Below are 19,708 nucleotides of genomic sequence, written 5' to 3'. Positions count from 1 at the left end.
AAATCACACAGTCCGAAAATAACAAAATCAGTATCTATTCTTGGGCTGGATTTTCCAATGCTATTTTACGAAAAACTTCAATAAACTTTTCCGGCTCCTCCATATTTGGAGAATGGGCAGAATCAGAAAATATAAAGAATGCTTTTTTAGGAGCCTCCAAAGCATCTAAATATTTTTCGGCAAGAACCTGTGAAACTTGATAATCATAAGCTCCCTGAACTATATAAAACGGAACATCAAATTTTACGGATGATGTAAAGAGATCATCTTTTAGTATTACAGGAAACAAATGTATCATCGAAAAATCAGCACCCAGAAACCAGTTTATTTTTTCTCCTGCTGTATAACCTTTAAATACAAATAGTGATTTAAGAATATCGGTAAAAGCAAGTCCTTGGTGTAAATGACCGATTTTATACTTATTGAGAATTCCGGTTCTGACTTTTACGAGATAATCAAGAGACAAAAAGTCATCTGAATACGGATCATACTTTTCCAATTTTTTAATAACATCTTTATCATTTATTTCTTTTGCATGATTTAGCATATAATTATAGGCTAAACGTTCTGATTCCGTTTGATTTGTTACTTGACCTATGCCAATATACGCAAGATAGTTTTCAGGATATTTTTCTATGGTTTTAACGCCAAGATACGAACCCCAGGAGTGACCTATAAGATATATTTTATCCTGTCCAAAGCGTTCTTTGAGGTATTCAGTAACTTTGTGTGTATCCTCTACCATTTGCTCTACCGTCATAGTCGAAGGATCTGTTGATTTGTTATAAGTCATACCGGAACCGCGCTGATCCCAATAACAAATTGTAAAATACTTCTCAAGACGTTCATTTTTTTCTAAATAAGAAATAAATTGCAGCATCGGTGTCCCAGGTCCGCCATGTAAGTACAATATTACCGGATTTTGAGGATTTTCTCCCCGAATAAACATTCCCTGTTTAATTCCGTTGATATCAACCCATACCTTTTCAGAAATAGAATTTTCAATGGCATTTCCCTGCTCATCCTTTAGGGGAGCCAGCTTGCCGGGGCTATTTGCCATGATAAGCAGTAAACATATAAATACAATACCAATAATTGAAAATAGTACCATGACTGCCTTCCTCCTTTTGCGGGGAGCATTCTGCATCCCGCCGTCTTTATTTTCCGTCATTTTTTACACCTCCAAAAATTGACAGCAGTCTTTGTTTAAGAATACCCGCTGTCGGCGAAATCACGGCTGTTGATTTTTTTTGTATGAATTGCTGTATTTCAGGCAATTCTGTTTCACAAATGTAATAATAAACACATAAAAAACCACTTCATTTTGCCAATGCCCTTATTTTTCAGTATTATACTATACTTGAAATTTTTAATCAATTTTATTGAGGGGATTTTTATTTTATCTATTTTATTTAATTTCAATATATTAACTTGTAATTTACTTCCTTTAATATTTGAAAAATTCCAAAGAATATTACAAATTAAAAAAATACGTTCAAAGCATTATACAATACTGACGTATTTTTTCATTTTTCCTATGATGGCAGCATCACAGGCTCTACACCTCTGATAAACTGTCATTTTTTTATTCAATACCATTAACAAATATTTTTATACTTTCTTTTACATACTTTTCCTGCTTTGATAACGAAAGCATATTTCCAAATGATGCCTGCAAAAATACAAAACCAAATATTGAAGAAAAAATAGTCTGTGCAAGAACTTTTGGCTCGCCTTCTATGATCTTTCCCTTTTGTTTCATAATTTCAAAATAACTTTGCAAAGCATTTATAAAGCTTTCAGGTACTTTCATTATATAAGGTGCTGTATCTTCATATATTTGCGGCGAACGAAGACCTATAGACATTTTTACCATATCCGGGGTAATTTTTTTAATATATTCAAGCATAAACCTTTCCAAATCACTTCTCAAATCCCAGTCGGCATCCGCAAAAATTTTAGTATTCAGAACCGGAAGCCAGAAGCCTTCACTTAAAGCCCTTAATATTATTTCCTTTTTACTTCCAAAACGTCTGAATAATGTAGTTTCATTTACATTCGCTCTTACAGCTATGTCCTTTGTGGTCATATTGCTGTATCCCTTTTCAATAATGAGTTCCATAGCAGCATCTGTAATTTGGCGGTTACTGATGATTTTCACTGTAATCCCTCCATAGCTACACTGCCGCCGCGCACTACTTCAATATGGTTCGGGAAAGCTTTCGCAAATTTATTAATAATAAAACTGTTTTTCTCTTCCTCTTTGACACATTCTACAATTATATTCTCTGCACCATAATCGGCTACCCGCATTTTGTACACCTCAGCTAAGCGAAATATTTCAATTTTATCAGATTCTGAACGAAAAGAAATGCGAATATAAAGTATTTCTTTTGAATGAATAAAGATATCCGAGTAGTCAACAACTTTTATTACTTCAATACAACGGTTCAGCTGCTTCTTTATCTGTTCAAAAGTTTTATCATCACCGTATAAGCTGATAGTCATACGAGAAATAGATTCATCCTCAGTTGTTCCTACTGTCAGGCTGTTAAGATTATAAGATTTTCCGGCAAAAAGACCGGAAATTCTCGCCAATACACCAATCTCATTTTCTACATATAAACAGAGCCATCTTTTTTTCATTTCGATTCCTCCTTTTCCTGTGTTGAAATCATTTCCTTCAATGATTTACCCGGAGGTACAATTGGCAATACATTTTGTGTACTATCAATAATAAACTCTAATAAAACAGGACAGTCTTTCACTTTATTTGCTTTGATAAATGCCTCATCGATTTCTTCCTCACGGGTTATACGTATACCTGTTACACCGTAACTTTCAGCGAACTTTACAAAGTCAGGAACATAACTGCCGGAATCATTCGTAAGATTAGTATAAGAATAACGTTTTTCAAAAAACATTTCCTGCCATTGACGCACATTGCCAAGACATCCATTATTTAAAATACAGATAATAACCGGAATTTTTTCAATTACAGCAGTTGCAAGCTCCTGCAAATTCATTTGGAACCCTCCGTCTCCAGTAATTACCAATACATTTTTATCAGGATTACCAAGTTTGGCACCTAAAGCAGCAGGAAAACCATAGCCCATAGTTCCCAGACCGCCGCTTGTAAGCATCTGGCGTTTTGTATCCAAAGCTAAAAACTGTGTACACCATAACTGATTTTGTCCTACATCGGTTACTATAATCGAATTATCAAATATTTTATTTATTTTTTCAATAATTATCTGCGGTGTCAGACCAGGATATCTCATCTCGACAGGATGTAATTCCTTCCTGCTCTGAATCTCAGTAAGCCATTCTGCATCATTGAATGGTTTACTTCTTTCAAGCATAGCAACTATTGCCTGTCCGGCATCTGCAACAATGGGAATATTTACTGCTATATTTTTAGAAATTGATGCAGGATCTACATCAACATGAATAATAGTTTTATTTGAGGCAAACTCATTTAACTTTCCCGTAATACGATCATTAAAACGCGTTCCGATAGAAAAAAGCACATCACAGTCTGATAAAGCAGAGTTTGCCGCATAACTGCCATGAATCCCGACATTCCCTATATACAGCGGATGACTTGTAGGAATCGAACCTTTTCCCATAATAGTAGTAACTACAGGTATCTGAGTTTTTTCAGCTAATTCCAGCATGACTTTTTGGGCATTTGCTACATTTACTCCGCCTCCGGCTAAAAACAAAGGCCGTTTTGCCTCTTCAAGTACCTTCATTGCTCTGGACAGCTGTCCGGTATGTACTGCAACTGACGGCTTATAACCGCGAATGTCTACTTTTTCGGGATATTTATCTGTTCCCAGCTCTTTTTGGATATCTTTCGGGATATCCACGATAACAACACCAGGTTTTCCGGTGCGTGCAATCTGGAATGCCTTTTTGATAACAGGTCCCAATTCTTCACGATTCCGCACTGTTACAGCATACTTGGTAATCGGACGGGTAATTCCTACGATATCTACTTCCTGAAAAGCATCATTACCAATAAGGTCAGTAGAGACCTGTCCGGTAAAGCAGACAAGCGGAACACTGTCATAGTTAGCCGTGGCAATTCCTGTTACTAAATTAGTAGCCCCAGGGCCGCTGGTTACAAGGCATACTCCTACCCTGCCTGTGGAACGGGCGTATCCGTCAGCAGCATGAATGAGTCCCTGCTCATGCCGCGGAAGTATAACACGAAATTCATCACGACCATACAAGGCATCGAATAAGTCTATAACCTGTCCGCCGGGATATGCAAATAAGATATCCACATTTTCTTTTATCAGCGATTTTACAAATAAATCTGCTCCTGTTATTTTCATAATAATTATTCACCTTCTTTTATTGCAAGTATTCACTTGCAATAAAAGTCAAATAAAAACGCCGTAATCCACAGCGACTTCTGACAATAAAACTTGCAAGCACTAATTTTTAAAATTTTAACATATCATTTGCTTTATGTCAATATTTATTGAGAGCGGTACCTGTAAAGAAACAACTGTTTTCAATGGAGTGATCTGCTGTACTTATCTTGACAACACGAAAAAAGAGACAGCACGAGCGGCTGCCCCTTTCGATTATTTATAAATACAAGATATTTGGTTTGATTTCTTATTCAGCTATAACTAAAAACATCCTGCACCATAAGTCAAATTCCAAATTCTTTTGTTTAAATACTGTACTGCATAGCCGGGTTTTGTCAATAATGAAAGCTGAGACACAAACCTCTTCTTTCTTTTGCAAGTATAAACTGCTAATTTTATTTTCCATTTACATACAGATTTTTTCTTTCCGCATTTTTAATTCATGAATTACATTTTTACTCTGTTTCATGACAAATCAATTCTTTTTAAAATTATCCAGCACAACCTATATTAATTTTTCATCTTTGAAGATTTCTTCAATATATGTACCTTTAATTTTTCTAATAACATATTTTTCCAATATAGAATCCCGCAGAGGTTTTTTGATTTCATCCAAGCTCTTTTGATCGTTGAGATAATATAAAGTATTCAATAGCTTTCTCACATCAAAGGATGAAGCAAAGACCTCCGGCACACCGCGTTGAATATCCAAGAATTGGTAGACTGCTTCCATAGCCGTTCGTACAGAATATTCTGTTGTAAAAACAGTATCTTTTTCCGTTTCAGCAAAATTTCCTATGAATGCCAGATTTACAGAACCCTCAGGGACAACCAAAGGTCTGTCTCCTAAGGCACGAGGGCAAAAATAGCTTGTAATATAAGGCATATAGCAGGGAACTGTATTTGCATAGTTTGTAGCGATATCCATAATGTCCTTTTCAGGAACGCCGATATGATAAAGCCATTCTGCACATAATTCAATACCGTTGCACTCTGTGATTTTTTTTGTTATATAGTTTCCGATTTTATCCGAAAACAAACCGTATACCCACACAATTGTTTCATTCGACTTTTGTGTTTTAAACACAGGCTGGCGGCTTATTGAGTAACCATATAACCAATTGGAGTCTTTTATGGTTACCGGTCCGCTGGTTACAATAGAACCGCTGTGAGGATTTTTTTTACTTATTTTTTCAATATATGGTATTACTTTGTCGTCTGTTAAGGTAATTGTTCCCGAAATGACCCAATTAGCTTCCGGAATATTTTCGCAAAACTTTTCCGGTCTGCCAAAGTCACTGTTCTGAGCTGCTAAATTTTTCCAGAGCTGCCAGCTTCCCCCGATTTCAGTAGGAACAGGGGCGGGCTCTGTATTTGTTCCGTAAGTTGAGCTTTCTGTTATAGAACCATTCGTAATGAAAACCAAATCATTTTCGGTTAGTTCAATAGTTTTTTCAGTGTCATTTTCAATCAGCAGAATTTTTTTTGCTGTTTTTTTATTTCCAAAGTTTTCAATAATAACATTGCTTACTTTGCTGTTATATTGAAATGTAACTCCCTGTTCTTTCAAAAATGTTTCTAAAGGAAGAATCAATGAGTCGTATTGATTATATTTGGTGAATCTCAGGGCTGACATATTGGAAAGTGTCGCGATATGATGCACGAAACGCAAAAGATATCTTCGCATTTCCATAGCAGATGCCCAAGGCTCAAAGGCAAACATAGTAGCCCAATATAACCAAAAATTTGATTTGAAGAATTCTTCCGTGAATACTTCATTTATCTTTTTATCTTGTAAATCTTTCTCTTCAGTGAGGGCAAGGTCTAATATTTCTCGTATGGCTTTTTGTGAAAGTGTCAGCTGTCCGTCATCTGAAACTCGCTGTCCTTTATTTTCTATGATACGAGCGTAAGAAAAACTAGGATCATTTTGGTTCTCCCAGGCATATTCATCAAGGATAGAGGCCCCGGGTGTTTCCTGAGCCGGTATACTGCGGAATAAATCCCACAAGGTTTCAAAATGCTCTTCCATCTCCCGGCCGCCGCGCATTACGTAACCCCGCTCCGGCTTTAAAATGGCGTCCATGCTCCCGCCTGAAACAGGAAGCTCTTCAAAAATAGTAATCCTCTTTCCTTCCATTTGTCCGTCACGAATCAAGAAAACTGCTGCTGCTAACCCCGCTAATCCTGCCCCTACGATATAGGCAGATTTTCCATCAATATTTTTTGGCTTTTGCGGCTTCATATAAGCGTTGTAATTTCCATTTGTATAATACATGTAAATCCTCCTTTCAAACGTTGAATTGAAAATTTTACAAGTTAATTAATTATATATTAGCATATAATTGGATCACATACAAACTTTTACATTTTTTTCAAATAAAACTTTTAATCTGATTGAATTCAGCATTGTAAAGTTCTGCACTATTATGAAAATTTGTAGGATTTTTATATTTAAACTTAGTCCATCCGACGTGAAGGCTGCTCTAATTAATTATCTTTGAACCTTTGTTTTATTGCATAAGCTCGGCTTTAACAGCTTTTTTTGGATAAAAATTAAGACAGAGCCTGAATTCTCCGTCTTAATAATATAATTTATTTTAATATTTTTTTACAGGACTTTACTCTTTTAATCATTTTTCAGCTGTACCATAAAGTGAGGCAGCTAATTCAAGGTTATGTAAAAAATCATAGTCTAATTCATGAATATACACCCTTGCTCCTTTTTCATCAAATTTAGCATTATTGTATCTTGCTCTGTTTTAGTACAACCATATCATCAGAGCTTACAATATGGAATTTTCCTGAAATTGTGAGATTATCTCCTTTAGATATTTTGTTAAGTGAATCTGCTGAGTCAAATACACATAAAACATGACTTGTTCCATTTACTTTATCTGATAATTCAAGCGAAGGAAGTCCATGAATATCCGGTCCTTTATAAACGACAACACCTGATACCGTGATATTCTCTCCTGTGTATGTAGGCTGTCTTTTAGATGCATCTTTCTTATATTCTTCCAGTAAATCATATGTATTGGCTGATTTTGTCTTCGTTTCTTCTGAAACTGCCGGATTTTTCTGCTTATTATTAATAACTGTATTGCTTATAACTGCAAGAGAAAGAAATCCTGTCAAAAATAAAACTAAAATATTTCTCATAACTGTCATCTCCGTTCTTTTAAATATTTATACCATTTTTCTAATTATAAAATACCTAGTGTACTTAACCATGTATTTATTTTACTCTCTAATTCTTTCTCATTTGAGACATCTGTATTTATTAAGCTGAGACCTTCGTGTAATTCGACATTCTTCACTAATTTTTTAAATACATTCGCATAATCTCCCGGCTCTCCGTAAGCTGTCCAAAACCCTGCTACTTTTTTTCCGTTAAAATCAGTTATACTGAGGTACTTTTGAATAGGATTTGAAGGCTCCCCGGACCATACAGGTCCTCCTATCAAAATCAGGTCATAATTGGATAAGTCTGGTAGTTCCCCACTTAATTCACGAATATTCCCGTTTTCTCTCTCAAGTGCCATTTCTTTTCCCAAAACCTCTTGATCTGTTGAATACGGCATATTAGTTTTAATAAAATATATATCGCCCTTTGTTTTTCTTTGCAGTTCCTTTGCTACTTTTTCAGTAGTCCCGGATGCTGAGTAATATATGATCAATGTTTTATTGGTGTTACTGATTTTACCTCCCTTATTTCCCTGAGAGCAGGATATCATAGAGATACTTATAAATAATACACATAAAAATATCTTCGCTATTTTTTTCATGTAAAACAACTCCTCACTTTAAGATTTTATTTATTTTCATTAGGGTGTGTAATGTTTTCTTTGTATCAAGAACTCGTGACGCAGCAGATGAGAAAGCAGACAGCAGCGTTTAGCAACACTGTGAACTATACCCAAATTAACCGCAGATTACATCTACATATTACAATAGTTGTTTATTTTTAAAATCATTTACAAATCATCTCACAGAGTCAAATGATGATAAATTTAATTCCATAACCTGAATATTTTTATTTTTTGTTTTTCCTATTAATTCTATCTTGGCTTTCTCGGATTTTTCAATATTCCGGCATGCCATAATGATAAAATAGTCCGAATTTTCCAAAAGTATATTTTTGGCACATTCAAATCCCAAACCGGAATTCGCACCTGTAATAATGATTGTTTTCATAAGAGTCATTCCTTTCAGTTTTTATTATTAAAGCTTATTTTTTGGTGATAAAATCTCATAAAAGTAATAATTGCCCCAATTACACAGAGTATTCCTGCCACAACATAGACATATCTCATCCCGTAAAGAAAGATATCATCGCTTCCTGCTACATAGGTCGAAACCTTATATCCTGCTTTCTGACTCATTCTATCGTATAAAAGAATAGTAGCTACCGCTATACCGATACTCATTCCTATATTTCTTACCAATGCATTTACGCTTCCCGCAATCCCAAGCTTATCTTTACTCGCTGCAGACATTACCAATGAATTGTTTGGTGATTGAAACAGTCCTGCTCCCAAGCCTATAAGTGCCATAAAAATCAATAATAAGAATATAGGAGTGCTTATATTTAAGAGTGTCATGAAGAAAAAACCTGCTCCCATAATTGCTAAGCCTGTGAAAGTCAAAAGCTCAGGGCGTATCTTATCTGAAAGTATACCGCTGAAAAGTGATGATAAAGTAAGGATTATTGAATAAAACATCATTAACAGCCCTATAAAAGAAGGATCATATTCCCTCGCATAATGTAAGTAAAACAGATTGATTATTAACAGACAGAAGATTGCTACAAAGCTTAAAAATGAGCAAAAAATACTTATCGAAAATGATTTTGATTTAAATATATCCAAGTCAAGCATTGGGTCATCAGCTCTTTTCTCTGTAAAAACAAAGAAAATAAACGCTGCTATCGAAATAACAAAGCAGCTGATTATAAAAGGATTACCGTAGCCCACAGCACCTCCCTGCATTACAGCGATAAAAAAACTGACTATAGTTATCACAAAAAGTAAAAAGCCTCTTATATCAGGAAACTTTCCGTTATTTACATGTTCTTTGGGTAAAAACTTAAAGCATAAAATAAATATTATGATCCCAATAGGAACATTAAAGAAGAAAATGTAGTTCCATTTAAATATGGAAATTATAAAGCCGCCTATTGGTGCTCCCATCATAGTTCCTAAAGCTATACAAGTACCAAATAACCCAAAGGCTTTACCAATTTCATTTCTTGGAACAGCTTCTGTGATAATTCCCTGGCTTGTGGCCATAGATGCGGCAGCTCCTACAGCCTGAATGATTCTTGCTGTTATAAGAAAGGGAAAGGCCGCAGATAATCCAGACATCATTGAACCCAGTGTAAATATGAGAATTCCTGTTTTGAAAACTTTCATTTTTCCCTTAAGATCTCCCAGTTTTCCAAATGCTAATATGAGAGTACAAATTCCTATCAAATAGGAAGAAAAAACCCAGCTTATAGATTGTGTATTGACAGATAAGCTTTCTGACATCATAGGTAGGGCTACATTTACTATACTTCCGTCAAGTGAAGTCATAAAAGCAAGCAGTAATACTGTAATTAAAATTACGTTTTTATTTTTATATTGTTCATATTTCTCAGTGTTCATAATTTGTTCTCCTTTTATTTCAGTGTATAAATTTAGTTATCCAATATATAAATTAATTCTTCATAAATAAATACATTTTTTTCGGTTTCCAAAATACAGGTGTAAAATATTATGAATTATATTTTGATACAGCCCTGTTTTCAGAAAGTAAGTTTTAGAGAACAACTGTCTTTGATGATCCGTCTATTTTACAAAAATCAGCCTTGGCTTCTCCCAGATAAAAGCATTCCATTACCGGATTTTCAACTGACTTATAGTTATTCTTAAGAAACGGTAATTCCTCAAATGCTCTCTGTTTTATCTCAAGTCTCGAATCCGGAACAGCTTTACCGCTAAGACGTATCCATTCCATTTTTTGGCTGGTTCCGCATATTTCAATTTCCGGATTTGCCTGAATTTGCTTAAAAAATGGTTTTTGATTTCCTGTTACAAAATATAACTTTTCTTCATGCATCATAACAAAACTAAACGGCCTGACTTTAGGCTTTCCCTGCTCTGCTGTTGCAACAAAAAATACTTTGCAGTTTTTTAAAAATTCTAATACTTCATTCATATTATTTCCTCCATTATTTTTAATAATGTTTTTTACTTAATTTCCTCAATTTCAGTATTTTTTACTATCTGACTATGACTCCATTCTTAAACTGCATTCTTCGTAAACTTTCACCGGAAATCTTATCCTGCGGCACTGCATTTTCTATTCTTTGTATATCTTCTTCGCTTAAAAACAGATTTTTAGACTCCAGAGAATTTTTTAAATGTTTCACCTTGCTTGTTCCGATAAGCGGTATAATATCGTCTCCTTTTGACAAAATCCAAGCGTGAGCAAGCTGAGATACACTTACATTTTTTTCATTTGCAATTTGGTCTAAGTTTTCAACAAACTCAATGTTTTTTTCAACGTTTTCTTTTGATAACAGCGGACTCATCATATGTAATGGGAATTCACCATGTTTAAGACGTTCTTTAGTCCATGAACCGCTTAAAAGTCCATGGGCAAGCGTCCCGAATGACACAACTCCAATATCTAATTTACGGGCTGTTGAAAGGATATCCTTTTCTATGCCGCGATTAAATAAAGAATACTCCATTTCTACCAGCTCTATTTTATGAACTGCCTGAGCTCTTTTGATTGTTTCAGAATCTACCTGACTAAGTCCGATATGTCGCACATATCCTTCTTTAACCAAATCTGAAATTGCCCCGATAGTTTCTTCTACAGGGATACCAAGATCAATCCTGCAAGGCTGATATAAGTCAATATAGTCAAGTTTTAAACGCTTCAGGGAGTGAGTCAGATAGTTTTTAATCCTGTCAGGATGTACATCCAAACTATACAGCCCGCCATTTGGCATTGTAAGAGCCCCGAATTTTACTGATATGTAATATTTTTCACGGCTGTAACCTTTTAGAGCCTCTCCGACAGCCATCTCACTTTCCCCTGAACCATAGAAATCCCCAGTATTCAAAAAAGAAATACCTTCATCTAAAGCTGTATGTATAACAGCAGAACTTTCCGCCTGATCAGCAGTTGATAAGCTCATGCATCCAAGTCCAAAACCTTTATATTCCATTTTTTTCCTCCAATAATTATTTTGTTTAATATTTATATTTTTCAAAAATTTATTTATGTTTCATTTCTAACTGTATTCTGTCAATTATTTCTTTTGACGAATCATATGATACTGCATCAGCTAAAGCTGTGAATGATACTGCCAATGTTAATGCCGGTATTAATAATATTTTTTTCATGGCTGACCTCCTTAAAATAGTTATTTTATTTGATATTTGTTTTCTTTTACAATATTTGTATTTCAGATAAATAAATTGTAATTAATTTACAAAATAATTCTAAAAAAAATTTTTGAAATTATTTTTCTGTGCTTACAAGTTAACAGTAAAATATATATTTATAATTTCAAAATTTATTTATGTTTCATTTCTAATTGTATTCTGTCAATTATTTCTTTTGACGAATCATATGATACTGCATCAGCCAGTGCTGTGAATGATACTGTCAGTGTTAATGCTAGTATTGATATTGTCTTTTTCATGATAAGCCTCCTTAACCAATTAATTTATTTGTTATTTTTTGTTTTTATTTCCAATTCTTGTATCTTAGATGAAATTATTGTAACTTATTTACAAAATTATGTCAATAAAAAATTTGAAATTATTTTCTATAATTGTAAAATAGTTACAAAAAAAGAGCTGTATCAAAATAAATTTTTTAGATACAGCTCAATGTAGCAACTTTAAAATTTATACAAACACTTGTGTTTGCTATCAAAGTATAATATTGGCATACTATTTTTTAAAGAAACATTCCTCCGGAAACTTCAATACGCTGACCGGTTACCCATCTATTACTATCTGATAATAGTGAAGCAATCATAGGTCCGATATCATCCGGAACACCAGCACGACCCAGTGCTGTATGCTCAGCTATCATTTTATTTACTTCAGGATTATCACGGACTACACCCCCACTGAAATCTGTTTGAATGGCTCCGGGAGCAATAGTATTTACGGTGATTTTACGTGGTCCTAATTCCATTGCCAAATAACGTGTCATCACTTCAACGGCACCTTTTATAGACGCATAAGCTGCGCTTCCAGGTGAAGTAAATCGTGTTAGACCTGTGGAAATATTAATTATACTCCCTCCGTCATTAAGAAGCATAAGGAGTTTTTGCGTAAGAAAGAACACTCCCTTAAAATGGACATTATAAAGAGTGTCTAATTCTTCTTCTGTAGTATTTTCAATTGAATTGTGATGTGATGTTCCAGCGTTGTTAATCAGGTAATTAAATGTTTTACACTTCCATTCCTGTAAAATTTTCTCAACATTTTGTACAAAAGCATCAAATAATTTAGTATTAGCTGTATCAAGATTTAACATAGCTCCATTTACTCCATACTCTTGAATAAGTTGGAGAGTCTTTTCTGCTTCAAATTTATTAGAGTTATAAGTAAAAATAATATTTACTCCCCGACTTGCAAGATTAAGGGCTGTATTCCGGCCAAGACCGCGACTTCCGCCTGTTATTATAGCAGTTTTTTCTTTTATATCCATGATGATACCTCCTCTTGAAATTTGTTTAATAATGTTATATAGTTATATTACCACTTAGACTATGGTCTAAGTCAAACATATTTTTTTAAGGAGTATTTTGTATGAATTATTCAATTAATGATGTAGCAGTACGTTTTAAACTTTCCGTACATACAATACGTTTTTATGATAAAAAAGGTCTTTTACCTTTTGTGCTGCGGAACCAAAAAGGAAATAGGGTTTTTACAGAATCTGATTTAAATATGATACAGACAATATGTTGTTTAAAAGATACAGGAATGCCAATCCGTGATATTAAAAAATATATTGATTTATGTATGAAAGGAACAGAAACAATTGCACTTCGTAATGAATTACTAAATAAACATAAAAAAGAAATACTTAAACAGATCGATATGCTGAAAGATAACCTAAGTTTATTAAATTTGAAAATTGAGGCATATGAATCATCTAATGCAGTAGAAATAATCACAGAACGCTTAAAGAAAGCTGCTGAGGAAAAACGAATTTCTAATTTAAAATGATATTTTAACTAAAAAATATTGTCAAATTGCTTTGCTTACAAATGGCAGCTATATTAGATTTAAGTATAACAAAGAAAGTTAAAAAAAATAAGAGAAAAAATTCTTTAAAACTCACATTTTAAACCTTCTTTTATGTCAGCCGTTCTTTTTTAACTGCTTTAATTTGTTTAATCGGAGCTTTCTCTGTTTTTTCATGAACCCGTGCAATAATAGAATTTTCTTTTTAATTCCCATATTTACGTCTGATAGCATCGCCTATGAATAAAAATATACCTCTTTCACGCTGTAAAAAAGGTATAGGTTTTATTACAATACTTTTTCTTAACTCCAGTAAATTTTTTCACAGCGAGCTAATTTTGTCCAAGTTTTTAGTATAATATCAAATTAGCTGTTATCTATATCCCATTGCACTCTTTACAACAAGCATTTTCTCTTTGCCGCAAAGTTTATTTAGTAACTCAAATGCAACATCAGCAGCAGTCTCCGGACAATAAGACGTAATAACATTATCATCTATGACAATGCGTTCATTCACTACGTTTACCCCAAATTCTGCTAATTGCTTTTGACGATAACCGTTCTTCAGATGATAGGTTGTAGCTTTCCTATTTGTTATAATTCCGCTTTTACCCAGTACTAAAGCAGCAACACAAATGGAGGCTATCGGCTTTTTCTGAATATCAAACGCCTGAATCAAATTTAAAAGTGCCGGATTATATGCTTCCTCATAAAAGCCAAATTCTTCAAAACCACCCGGTATCGCCAAAGCACTGTAATCATCAGCTGAAATCTCATCAATTGTTTTATCAACAATAACCGGTACATTAAACGTGCTATAAACCGTTTTTGTAAATCCACAGGTTTCAACCTCTACCGGATAATCATAGTCATTTCTAGCCCATCCCATAACATCTACAAATACGCTAAACTCCATTGTTTCAAATCCCTTAGCACAAAACAGTAATACCTTCATTTGAATCCTCCTTAATCTAAAAAAATAGCAATATACAGTAGAATATGATGTTCAGTATTTCAACAATATTCATACAAACTGCATCGAAGCCTAAAACCAAACCTGTAAATACAACATATATTTTATATTTGCTTTTTATCGCTGTTATTCTTCGTTTTACAGCCAAATAAATCCACAGGAAAGGAGATAAAATGACAATAAAAATAACTCCAAAATTTTAACATATGCCATATTTCTTGTCAAAAATATTCAATGTCCTTTTTACTTAGAACTGCTGTATTTTCAAAACCCCTATGCTTTGAATACTTACGCCGTATTCACATAATAATTCTTTCAAGCTCTTTACATTTCCATATAATTTTAGTATCGTTTTGCCATAGTTCTTTTGTTTTCCTATTTTGTACTCAGTTCCTTAGTTTTTATCTTACATCAGTAAGCTGTTTTTGTCCAAGTTTTTAATATAACATTACTTTACATTTTGATCAAGGATATAATCATCAGCCTTTTTTTGTATATAAAGGAATTAAAAATTTATTTCTTGATTTCGTATAATTTTATTTACAACACTACCGAAAATAATACATAAAAACAAAATAGTTTATTTATATATTATTCATATCATAAAAAAAATTATCATATATTACATATATATTATAAATCTTTATAATATATTTGAAAAACATGCTAATTATGTATATAATAAAATAAAATTAATGATATGGAGAATAATTATGGAAAATAAAATAAATATTATAAATTACAATATGTGTATGTGTAGCCGGCGAGTTTGAAACTGATATTTTAATATTAGGTGCAGACTCATTTTGAAATGAAATTTTCATTAGAGTTCTGTGCCAGCTAGAAAGAATCTGGACAGATAATCCAGGTTCTTTTTATATTAATAATTAAGAAAGGGATGATAAAATGGATATCTATAATTTTTTAAACGTATTAGATATTATCAACACAGAGAAAGGAGAAACGGAATTTTCCAAAATCCGCTCATCTTATGGGGTTTATCTGGAAAGAACAGGGAATTTTATGGTAAGAGGCAGGGTCAATAGTGGCGAGATAACTCCGGAGCAGGGAATAAAATTAATTTCTCTCGGAAGGAGGTTAAACAAAGAAAGTATACATATTACTACAAGACAGGACATACAGTTTCATGATATATCTAAGGAAGAATTAAAAATAACAGCAAAAGAACTGGAAGAATTAGGCTTTTCCGTAGTTGGAACAGGCGGGAATACTATTAGAAATATTGTAATTTCACCTAAAAGCGGTTATGAAAATGAAGAATTTGATGTTAGCGTTCACGTAAAGGAAGTCAGTAAAAAGCTTAAAGATGCGGGAATAAAAAACGATTTTCCCAGAAAATACAAAATAGCCTTTTCAAATAATGAAACAGATGACATAAATGCCCAAATAAATGATTTAGGATTTATAGCAATTAAAAAAAATGATATAAAAGGCTTCAAAGTATATGGCGGCGGCGGAATGGGGAAAAATCCCAGACAGGGTATTCTGCTTCAGGATTTTATTACTGAGGAAGAAGTTTATGTTTCCATAACTGCTATGGCTGAATTATTTAATAAATACGGAAACAGAGAAAATAAGCATAAAGCCAGAATAAGATATATTCTGGATAATTTTGGAGAAACAAAATTTAAGGAAGAATATTTAAAATTATTTTTTGAAAAATCAAAAGAAAAAGATCTAAAACTAAATTTAGATAACTCCAGCAATAAATTTGAATATACAAATAAAGAAAATCTTTACTTACATCCGTTACATGGAAAACTTAAAATAAATGACCTTGAAAAAATAATAATTTTTATAAAAGAAATCAAATATAAAACAAAAATAAGATTAACAAATACACAGGGACTGTACATTCTCGGGCTCAATAAAGAAGACAAAAAAAAAGGAGAGGAAATATTCTACGATCTTTATAATCAGCATAAAGTATTATCTTTAACAGCTTGTACAGGTGCCAGTACATGCACCTTGGGGTTTTTGAAAACAGATATATTAGTGAAAGAAATAATAGAATTTTTAAAAACAAAAAATGAAAAAGTATTGGAAATACTTCCAAACATAGGGATTTCAGGATGTATAAATTCATGCGGCCAACATCTAATATTTCCAATTGGATTTATGGGAAAAAAAAGAAAAACTGAAAATGGTAATCAATTAGATATATATGAAATATTTCTGGGAGGCCGAAGAGCAGAAGTTTTAAAAATCGGAGAATCATATGGGGATATTGAAAGAAGTAAAATAAAGGATTTTTTATTTTATTTAGGCGAGAAGATTTTAGAATCAAAAAAAGATTATCAAACATTTGTAGATGAAAACAAAATAGAAATAGAGAATTTTTTAAATTATTTCAAATAAAATAATATAAAAGGAGATGATATTATGGGACACCCGACAGTTTATCCTACAGGAGTAACTATTTATAATTCTGACAAGGCATGGAACGGATATACGATAATACAGGCATGTGAGCTGGGAGCGGTATTATTAGATATGAATGGAAAAGAGCTGCGTTTATGGGAAGGGCTGCATGGATTTCCAAATAAAATATTTCCGGGCGGACATATTTTAGGACATTCGGGAAGCAGGAACCCAAAGTATGGAATGCAGGATATGATAGATCTTATCCAAATAGACTGGGAAGGAAATATTGTATGGAAATTTAACAGATACGAATATATAAAAGATGGTGAGAATGAGGCTGAGTGGATGGCAAGGGCACATCATGACTATCAAAGAGAAGGAAGTTCAACAGGATATTACTCACCTGGCCAGGAACCTAAAATTAACAGCGGAAATACACTTATTTTAGTACATAAAAATTTATATAATAAAAAAATCTCAGATAAGCTTCTTTTAGATGACGCTATAATAGAAGTAGACTGGGAAGGAAACGTAATATGGGAATGGATTTGCAGTGATCATTTTGATGAGTTAGGATTTGATGAAGCGGCTAAAAATGTCTTATTCAGAGATCCTAATATGAGAAAAGCCGGAGAAGGCATGGGAGACTGGATGCATATAAATTCAATGTCAACTTTGGGTCCTAATAAATGGTATGATCAGGGAGACGAGAGATTTCACCCCGATAATATCATATGGGATGCAAGAGAGTCTAATATTATAGCAATAATTGAAAAGAGGAGCGGTAAAATAGTCTGGAAATTAGGCCCTGATTATTCTAAAGAGGAATTAAAACACATCGGCTGGATAATAGGTCAGCATCATGCTCATATGATACCTAAGGGATTACCGGGTGAAGGAAATATACTGGTTTTTGATAATGGAGGCTGGGGAGGATATGGAGAAATAAATCCAATGTCAAAAATTGGGCAGAAAAATGCCTTGAGAGATTATTCGAGAATATTGGAAATAAATCCGGTAACACTTGATATTGTGTGGCAGTATACGCCAGCAGAAGCAGGATTTCCACATCCTACAGATTCATTTAGATTTTATAGTCCTTATATCAGCAGTGCACAAAGGCTGGAGAATGGCAACACATTAATTGATGAAGGTGCAGACGGGAGAATATTTGAGGTTACTCCGGAACATGAAATAGTGTGGGAATTTATTTCTCCGTACTGGGGGAAAACTACAAAAAATAATATGATTTATCGGGCATACAGAATACCATATGATTGGATACCCCAGCTAGAAAAACCAGAAGAAAAATCAATAACAGCACCAGATATAAGGAATTTCAGACTTCCTAATGCTGCAAAAACGGGAGCTGCTTCAATAATAAAAGTAGAAGGGCTAAGACCTTATGAAGACAGCAGCGATGCTCTTTGTATCATAGTTGATCAGGAAAATATAAAAAGGAGTCCTAAATTATTTACAATAGACAGAGAAATTTTTACAGAAAATAATACAGCAGAAAAGAAAGAAGCAGAAAATCGTAATGAAGAAAAAATATTGGTTTTATTTGGAGCGGAGAGATGTGTACATTGCAAAAATCTATATTTGATTTTAGTCAAAATTATTTCAAAGTATAAGAATAAACTTAAATTTGAGTATATTGATGTAGATAAAAAAACTGAATTTATAGAGAAATACCAGATAAGAGGAATTCCGACATTAATAGTTTTTGAAAAAGGTAAAATTTTAGCTCAAAGTTACGGAGAAAAAAGCGAGGCTGAACTAATAGAATTTTTTAATGATATTGAAAATCGTTTTTTATGAAGTATGACCAAAAAAAATTTTAGATCATAGAAAGAGGTAAATAGATGGAAATTTTGACTGAAAAAATAAGAATAAATCCAAAAAAAGCAGCATTTTATTTCATTTCAGGTTTTGTAAATAAAGGATTAGGAATATTCAACTATATAGCATTGCCGGTGATTATAGTTATATTTTGGATAAGTGCCACAAAAAATGAACTATTTTCACCGGTTATTTTACCATCAATAGCAATGGTTTTTACTTCCCTGATATCACAAATTAGCTCGGGGCAGATATTTCAGGATGTATTGATTAGTTTATCCAGAGTAATGCAAGGATATGGAATTGGTTTGATTCTAGGAGTTTTTATGGGTACATTAATGGGAATATCCGGAAGTACAAATAAATTTTTTTCAGGAACATTTGACGCAATAAGACAGATTCCTCCTCTTGCATGGATACCCTTAGTTATTCTGTGGTTTGGTATAGGTGAAACTTCAAAAGTAATTTTAATAGCAAAAGCCTCATTTTTTCCAATTTTATTAAATACTATATCAGGAATAAAATCAACACCAAAAGCTTATATTGAAGTAGCGAAACTATATAATAAAAACAGCTGGAAAATTTTCAGACAGATATATTTACCTTATGCGCTGCCAAATATTTTTGTAGGTCTCAGACTAGGTTTAAGCTCGGCATGGATGACTGTGATAGCTGCGGAATTAATAGCTTCTACATCCGGAATAGGTTACAGGATAAATGATGCAAGAAATTTACTCCAGTCTGATGTAGTAATTACAGGAATAATAGTAGTCGGTCTGCTGGGAGTCATAATGGACAGGATATTAGACCGTATATTAAGAGAACTTACACCATGGAATACTACAAAATAACTTTAT

Annotated in this window: 19 protein-coding genes; 4 read left to right on the top strand and 15 right to left on the bottom strand. The window is 33.3% G+C overall.

All coding sequences use genetic code 11. The features are described 5' to 3' along the window. Positions 1-34: 34 nt before the first annotated feature. The 14 genes from STERM_RS02470 to STERM_RS02415 form a co-directional block, all read right to left on the bottom strand. Entirely contained in the window at positions 35-1,171 is a 1,137-nt protein-coding gene (locus STERM_RS02470) for an alpha/beta fold hydrolase (protein ID WP_012859974.1), read from the bottom strand. Positions 1,172-1,585: 414 nt separating this feature from the next. After that, the gene (locus STERM_RS02465) at positions 1,586-2,161 is read right to left on the bottom strand and encodes a TetR/AcrR family transcriptional regulator (RefSeq protein ID WP_012859973.1); all 576 of its coding nucleotides are present in this window, start codon (positions 2,159-2,161) and stop codon (positions 1,586-1,588) included. Beyond that, positions 2,158-2,646: an acetolactate synthase small subunit gene (gene ilvN / locus STERM_RS02460; RefSeq protein ID WP_012859972.1), complete on the bottom strand. Its 489-nt coding sequence runs from the start codon at positions 2,644-2,646 to the stop codon at positions 2,158-2,160. The genes STERM_RS02465 and ilvN overlap by 4 nt, the downstream gene beginning before the upstream one ends. Beyond that, positions 2,643-4,343: a biosynthetic-type acetolactate synthase large subunit gene (gene ilvB / locus STERM_RS02455; protein WP_012859971.1), complete on the bottom strand. Its 1,701-nt coding sequence runs from the start codon at positions 4,341-4,343 to the stop codon at positions 2,643-2,645. Before ilvB ends, ilvN begins: the two co-directional genes overlap by 4 nt. Positions 4,344-4,890: 547 nt before the next feature. Beyond that, on the bottom strand, positions 4,891-6,663 hold the full coding sequence (locus STERM_RS02450; RefSeq protein WP_012859970.1) for an oleate hydratase: 1,773 nt from the start codon (positions 6,661-6,663) through the stop codon (positions 4,891-4,893). Between the two features lie 464 nt (positions 6,664-7,127). Then, positions 7,128-7,547, bottom strand: coding sequence for an OB-fold putative lipoprotein (locus tag STERM_RS02445; RefSeq protein WP_012859969.1), 420 nt, complete (start codon positions 7,545-7,547; stop codon positions 7,128-7,130). Between the two features lie 44 nt (positions 7,548-7,591). Continuing rightward, positions 7,592-8,173: a flavodoxin family protein gene (locus STERM_RS02440; protein ID WP_012859968.1), complete on the bottom strand. Its 582-nt coding sequence runs from the start codon at positions 8,171-8,173 to the stop codon at positions 7,592-7,594. A gap of 196 nt (positions 8,174-8,369) precedes the next feature. Continuing rightward, a complete protein-coding gene (locus STERM_RS02435; RefSeq protein ID WP_012859967.1) occupies positions 8,370-8,582 on the bottom strand; it encodes a Rossmann-fold NAD(P)-binding domain-containing protein in 213 nt (70 codons plus the stop codon). 14 nt (positions 8,583-8,596) lie between these two features. Beyond that, a complete protein-coding gene (locus STERM_RS02430) occupies positions 8,597-10,033 on the bottom strand; it encodes an MFS transporter (RefSeq protein ID WP_012859966.1) in 1,437 nt (478 codons plus the stop codon). 154 nt (positions 10,034-10,187) lie between these two features. Then, positions 10,188-10,586, bottom strand: a complete 399-nt coding sequence (locus STERM_RS02425; protein ID WP_012859965.1) for a pyridoxamine 5'-phosphate oxidase family protein — start codon at positions 10,584-10,586, stop codon at positions 10,188-10,190. A gap of 64 nt (positions 10,587-10,650) precedes the next feature. Continuing rightward, positions 10,651-11,607, bottom strand: a complete 957-nt coding sequence (locus STERM_RS02420; RefSeq protein WP_041309768.1) for an aldo/keto reductase — start codon at positions 11,605-11,607, stop codon at positions 10,651-10,653. A gap of 49 nt (positions 11,608-11,656) precedes the next feature. Next, a complete protein-coding gene (locus STERM_RS22620) occupies positions 11,657-11,785 on the bottom strand; it encodes a hypothetical protein (RefSeq protein ID WP_012859963.1) in 129 nt (42 codons plus the stop codon). A 173-nt stretch (positions 11,786-11,958) separates the two neighbouring features. Further along, positions 11,959-12,087 carry a hypothetical protein gene (locus STERM_RS22615; protein WP_012859962.1) on the bottom strand — a complete coding sequence of 43 codons (129 nt, stop codon included), beginning with the start codon at positions 12,085-12,087 and terminating at the stop codon, positions 11,959-11,961. 260 nt (positions 12,088-12,347) lie between these two features. Next, positions 12,348-13,109, bottom strand: a complete 762-nt coding sequence (locus STERM_RS02415; RefSeq protein ID WP_012859961.1) for an SDR family NAD(P)-dependent oxidoreductase — start codon at positions 13,107-13,109, stop codon at positions 12,348-12,350. Positions 13,110-13,210: 101 nt separating this feature from the next. Here STERM_RS02415 and STERM_RS02410 point away from each other — a divergent pair, with 101 nt between their 5' ends. Continuing rightward, complete coding sequence (locus tag STERM_RS02410; protein WP_012859960.1) at positions 13,211-13,633, top strand: MerR family transcriptional regulator; 423 nt, start codon at positions 13,211-13,213, stop codon at positions 13,631-13,633. Between the two features lie 391 nt (positions 13,634-14,024). On the opposite strand, the gene STERM_RS02405 is transcribed toward STERM_RS02410, so the two are convergent. Next, positions 14,025-14,606: a DJ-1/PfpI family protein gene (locus STERM_RS02405; RefSeq protein ID WP_012859959.1), complete on the bottom strand. Its 582-nt coding sequence runs from the start codon at positions 14,604-14,606 to the stop codon at positions 14,025-14,027. A gap of 924 nt (positions 14,607-15,530) precedes the next feature. On the opposite strand from STERM_RS02405, the gene STERM_RS02400 reads away from it, so the two are divergent. The 3 genes from STERM_RS02400 to STERM_RS02390 are packed head-to-tail and all read left to right on the top strand — an operon-like array spanning position 15,531 to position 19,702. Then, entirely contained in the window at positions 15,531-17,003 is a 1,473-nt protein-coding gene (locus STERM_RS02400; protein WP_012859958.1) for a nitrite/sulfite reductase, read from the top strand. Between the two features lie 24 nt (positions 17,004-17,027). Beyond that, entirely contained in the window at positions 17,028-18,830 is a 1,803-nt protein-coding gene (locus STERM_RS02395; protein WP_012859957.1) for a DUF6568 family protein, read from the top strand. 44 nt (positions 18,831-18,874) lie between these two features. Next, positions 18,875-19,702, top strand: coding sequence for an ABC transporter permease (locus STERM_RS02390; RefSeq protein WP_012859956.1), 828 nt, complete (start codon positions 18,875-18,877; stop codon positions 19,700-19,702). The last annotated feature ends 6 nt before the right edge of the window (positions 19,703-19,708 follow it).

Origin of the sequence: Sebaldella termitidis ATCC 33386 (assembly GCF_000024405.1) — a bacterium.
GTDB classification, from domain to species: domain Bacteria; phylum Fusobacteriota; class Fusobacteriia; order Fusobacteriales; family Leptotrichiaceae; genus Sebaldella; species Sebaldella termitidis.
Note: the sequence above shows the minus strand (reverse complement) of the source record. Positions and strands in the feature narration are given on the sequence as shown.